This is a genomic window from Streptomyces sp. NPDC005774, assembly GCF_042871645.1.
GTDB classification, from domain to species: Bacteria; Actinomycetota; Actinomycetes; order Streptomycetales; family Streptomycetaceae; genus Streptomyces; species Streptomyces pratens.
The window spans coordinates 1-5,094 of record NZ_JBIAIV010000113.1 but is presented as its reverse complement, the minus strand read 5'-3'; the positions used below and the strand labels follow the sequence as shown (position 1 = coordinate 5,094).

Here is a 5,094-nt window from a genome sequence, read left to right as displayed (position 1 = left end):
ACCCGGCGGCACCAGAGCCTCACACCTGGCCCGCCTCGAACTCACAGCCTGAATCACCCTCACAACAGCCAGTTCGCGGATTTCCCAACGGAGTCCTTCAGGAGGGGGAGGAAGTCAAGATGCCCCCGTGCGTCCCCACGACTCCGCGCACCCTGTGCCCGGCCTTCGACGGCAACTCTTCCCCCGCACAGCGTCTCCCACTCCCCGCAGGCAAACGGAGTGCGTGCCGTGCCCGGCTCAGGCGACGCGGGCGGCCCGGACCGGGCGGGTGCGCTCCCGCACCGGGCGGAGCGGTGCGGCGAGTGCGCGGGCGGGCGGGGTGACCCGGGCGGAGGATGCGCTGACCCGGTACGTCGTCCGGTTCGCGTCCACGACGGGGTTCCCTAGCTCGATCTTCCCTGCTTCGTGCAGCGCGTCGCAGTCGCCGGTGGGCAGGGCCGCGTAGCAGCCGCCCTGGCCCGTGGTGGAATCGAGCGGCCGCCAGTAGCTGTACCGGCGTCGGCCGTTCGCGTACACCGTGACGAAGGTGGGGGTGCGCGGGTCGGAGATGATGCGCAGCACGTCGGCGCCGGCGGTGGCGGTGGCGGTGGCGGTGGCGGTGGCGACCGGGACGCTCGACGGCGCGGGGGCCGCTCGGAGACCGGTGTTCATCCGCCCTGCGCGCGGACGGTCCTGTGTCTGGTTGACGGTGAACAGCATCGCTGGGCCTTTCCGGAGCCGGGTCTCGAGACCGTGTACCCAGCGCGGCGCCGGTGTTGATCTCTTTCAGTGATCATTCTGCTCCTTGACACTGACATTAACCCGTCAGCCACGATCGGATCGTCGAATTTCCTGTTCATACTTGGCTGTTCTTCATCCCTCGTGGCCGTACTCCACCTCTCCTGACGGCGTCACACCTCTTGTAGGGCACCGCGCCGGGTCCATAGGATCGCTGAAGAACGGATGTGAATCGTTTCAATCACCGGACACGGCGAGCAGAGGACGCACATCATGGCCGAGGGATGGAAGCGCAGGGTGTTCCTGCAGGGGACGGTGGCCGCGGGAGCGGGCCTGGGCGCGTTCGGCGCCACCGCACCGGCAACCGCCGTACCGGGGGCCGCGGCATCGAGGGCCGCCCCGCGCTCCGGTGGACTGCGCGTCGTGCGCACCACCGTGGAGTACGCCGAGACGCTCATCGGAACCGACGTGGAACGGCCGCGCTTGTCGTGGGAGCTGGCGGCCCCGGGGCACAACGCGCGCCAGAGCGCCTATCGGATCCAGGTGGTCCGCGACCGGGCCCGCTGGGACGGCCGGATGGTGTGGGACTCCGGCAGGGTCACCTCGGACCGCAGCGTCGGGGTCCCCTACGACGGCCCCGCACTGCGTCCCCGTACCCGCTACTTCTGGCGGGTACGGGTGTGGGACGCGAAGGGGCGCGCGGCGCGCTGGAGCGAACCGCGCTGGTGGGAGACAACGTTGTCGCCGGACGAGTGGCGAGCTCGTTGGGTCGGGGCCGGCACTCCGCCGCAGCCGCCCTCGTTCGAGGGCGCCGACTGGATCTGGTCGCCGGGCGCCACCCCCTCCGATGCGCCCGAAGGCCCGCGGTGGTTCAGGGGCCGGCTGACGCTGCCCGCGGGGACAAAGGTGGAGCGGGCCACGGTGGTCGCCACCGCCGACGACGACTTCACCCTGTACCTCGGCGGTGAGGAGGTCCTGCACGCCCCGCAGCGGACGGACGGCTGGCGCACCGGGAGAACCGCGGATGTCACCGGGCTCGTCCGCGCGGCAGCGACCGCCACGCCCGACGCGGACGCCCGGGCCGGGGACGTCGTCCTGGCCGCGCTCGCCACCAACCGCGGCGGGGCCTCGGTCAACCCGGGCGGGCTGCTGGTCCGGCTGCTCGTCGACACTGAGGACGGGCAGCGCCACGAACTGGCCACCGGCGGCGGCTGGCGCACCTCCGAGACCGTGCAGCAGGGCTGGCAACAGCCGGGCTTCGACGACGGCGGCTGGACACCCGCGGTCGTCCTCGCGCCCTACGGCCAGGGGCCCTGGGGCACGGGGCCGACCGTGGTGGCGCCCGAATCGCCCGCACCACTGCTCCGCCGTGCCTTCACCGTCCGCAAGAAGATCTCCCGGGCGCGGCTGTACATCAGCGGACTCGCCTACTACGAGGCGGAGATCAACGGCCGCAAGGTCGGGCACCAGGTCCTCGACCCGGGGTTCACCGACTACGACCGGACCGTCCTGTACGCCGTGCACGACGTGACCGAGCTGCTGGAACGCGGCGAGAACGCCCTGGGGGTCGCCCTCGGGCGCGGCTTCTTCGGCATGACGACCCCCAATGTCTGGAACTGGCACCAGCCGCCCTGGCACGGCGAGCCGCGGCTCCTCGCACAGCTGGAGATGGACCACCCCGACGGCTCCCGCACGACCGTCGTCTCCGGCGACGACTGGCGGCTGGCCGAGGGCCCGACGCGCTCCAACTCCCTCTACGCCGGTGAGACCTTCGACGCCCGGCTGGTCCCCGAGGGATGGACCCGGCCGGGCTTCGACGACAGCGGATGGCGCGCCGCCCGGATCCAGGAGGCACCGGCCGGGCGGCTGCGCGCCCAGCCGCACGACCCGATCGAGATCGTCGACACCGTGCGTCCCGCCGGGATCAGCGAACTGCGCCCCGGGGTGTACGTGGTCGACATGGGCCGCACCATGGCGGGCTGGACCCGGCTGACCGTGCGGGGCGCCGCCGAGGGCGACGTGGTGAGCCTGACCCACGGTGAGAAACTGAAGGAGGACGGCAGTGTGCACGCCGAGACGGGCCACGTCCCGGGCCGGTTCCAGACGGACGAATACATCTGCGCGGGTGACGACGAGGAGATCTGGGAGCCCTCGTTCTCGTACAAGGGCTTCCGCTATGTGCAGATCACCGGACTGCCCGCGCGTCCCTCGGCCGGCCAGGTGCTCGGACGGCTGGTGCACACGCCCGTCGAGGAGGTGAGTTCCTTCGCCTGCTCCGAGCCGTTCTACGAGTGGCTGGACGGGGCCATGCGCCGGACCGTGCTCAACAATCTGCACGGTATCCCGACCGACACGCCCATGTACGAGAAGAACGGCTGGACCGGCGACGCCCAGCTCGGGGCGCCCGTCATGGCCTACGCCTTCGGGGTGCACCGGTTCCTGTCCAAGTGGCTCGGCGACCTGGCGGACAGCCAGACCGACGAGGGGCAGCTGCCGGTGATCGTGCCGAGCGGGGGCTGGGGCTACGGCGATCTGGGGCCCTCCCCCGAGTGGACCACCGTCTACCCGTTCGTGGTGCGCGAGATGTACCGCGTGTACGGTGACGAACGGGCCGCCCGCGAGCACTGGGACACGCTGGTGCGCTATCTGGACTGGGAACTCTCCCGGCTGCGGGACGGTCTGGCGGTCACCGCGCTGGGCGATTATCTGCCACCCGGCTACGGCGGGAATCCGCCCGAGGACACCCGGCTCACCGCGACCGCCTACCTGTACCGCGCCCTGCTGCACACCGCGGAAGTGGGCGGGACGCTGGGCGAGGGAGGCACCGCGGACCGCTACCGCGAGGCCGCCGGGAAGCTGCGGGACGCCTTCAACGCCGCCTTCCTCGGGCCCGAGGGGTACTACCGCACGGCGAAGGACCCCGGATACCGGCAGACGTCCAACGCCGTGCCCCTGGCCTTCGGGATGGTGCCGGCCGGGGCACGCGCCACCGTCGTCGACAGCCTGGTGCGGGACGTCGAGGAGCGCGGCAACCACCTCAACACCGGGGCGCTCGGCACCAGCGTGCTGCTGCGCGTGCTGTCCGCGTACGGCCGCCCGGACGTGGCCCACGCCGTCGCCACCCAACGCACGTACCCGAGCTGGGGATACTGGCACGCGCAGGGCGCCGACACCATGTGGGAGATGTGGCCGGCCGACTCCCGCTCCCGCGACCACTACTTCCAGGGCACGGTCGCCCAGTGGCTCTACGAGAACGTGGCCGGCCTGCGGCCGGGCGATGCGGGCTACGGCACCTTCGTGGTGCGGCCCGACGCGCGTACGGGCGTGGACTGGGCGCGTACCACGATACGGACGGTGCGTGGGCCTGCGGGGGTGTCCTGGTCCCGGATCGACGGCCGGCTGCGGCTGGCGGTGCAGGTCCCCGTGGGGGCGACCGCCGACGTGCACGTACCGGCGGACGAACGGTCCCAGGTCACGGCACCGGCGGGGGCCCGGCACCTCCGTACGGAGCCGGAGTTCGTGATCTTCCAGGTGCCGCACGGGAGTTGGGAGTTCACCGGCCGGGCGTAGCCCGGGGGCGGCCGCACCCCGCCGTACAACCCCGGGATCGTTCGGAGTGTCTTCCTCATCGAACCGCGCTGGACCGCGCTGAACCTCCTCGAACGGGAGGTATTCATGCGGTCCGGCCTTCCGTGCCCTGTCGACTCGCACTCGTTCCAACGGGGGAGCAGCATGAGACACATGAGCCCGATGCGTTCTCGCACTCGTCGTGGCGCCGCCGCGGCGCTCACCGTCCTGATGGCGGTCGCTCTCGGTGCTGCCGGCGCCGGGGCGTCGAACGCAAAGCCCGCCGTGCCGCAGCAGCGGCAGATCGCGTCGTCCGTCCTCGGCGCCGACTACCGGATCACCCTGACCGCACTCCGCTCGGCCGAGGACGGATACGCCGCGTCCGTGCGCCTGCAGGTGTACACGCGGTCCGACGGCGTCTGGAGGGAGTCGGACCGCGTGACCGTCGGCGACGTGGACGGCTGGTTCTGGTATCCGCTCACGGGTACGGGCGCCGTCTGCCAGTTCTCGACAGCGAGCACGGAGCCCGCACCCCTCGTGGTCGGCCTGCTGGTCACTCCGTCCATCGGCTGCTCCGACCCGGTCCACTACGTGGTGAAGGAGGGCAGGGTGTACGCCGGCTGAGTTCCGGGGACGCCTCTTCCACCCGCCCGTCGCCGGCCTCGCCGGGGCGGGCGGTTCGCACGGGGCCCGTGGTGCACGACACGCGGTGTGTCCGGTTAGCGGTGGTCCGTTGTGATCGGGTCGGAGCCTATGGCGGTAGGTAGAGGTTGATGCCGTAGCCGCCGGCCAGGCTGGTGGTGAGCCGGT

The 5,094-nt window shown here is 71.8% G+C and carries 3 protein-coding genes; 2 read left to right on the top strand and 1 reads right to left on the bottom strand.

The features are described from left to right. Positions 1–237 precede the first annotated feature (237 nt). Positions 238–699 carry a hypothetical protein gene (locus tag ACFYQA_RS39105; protein WP_388928568.1) on the bottom strand — a complete coding sequence of 154 codons (462 nt, stop codon included), beginning with the start codon at positions 697–699 and terminating at the stop codon, positions 238–240. Positions 700–990: 291 nt separating this feature from the next. Here ACFYQA_RS39105 and ACFYQA_RS39100 point away from each other — a divergent pair, with 291 nt between their 5' ends. Together ACFYQA_RS39100 and ACFYQA_RS39095 are read left to right on the top strand one after the other, a co-directional pair. After that, positions 991–4,287, top strand: a complete 3,297-nt coding sequence (locus ACFYQA_RS39100; RefSeq protein WP_388928566.1) for a family 78 glycoside hydrolase catalytic domain — start codon at positions 991–993, stop codon at positions 4,285–4,287. A 171-nt stretch (positions 4,288–4,458) separates the two neighbouring features. Continuing rightward, positions 4,459–4,908 carry a hypothetical protein gene (locus ACFYQA_RS39095; RefSeq protein ID WP_388928564.1) on the top strand — a complete coding sequence of 150 codons (450 nt, stop codon included), beginning with the start codon at positions 4,459–4,461 and terminating at the stop codon, positions 4,906–4,908. Positions 4,909–5,094: the final 186 nt, after the last annotated feature.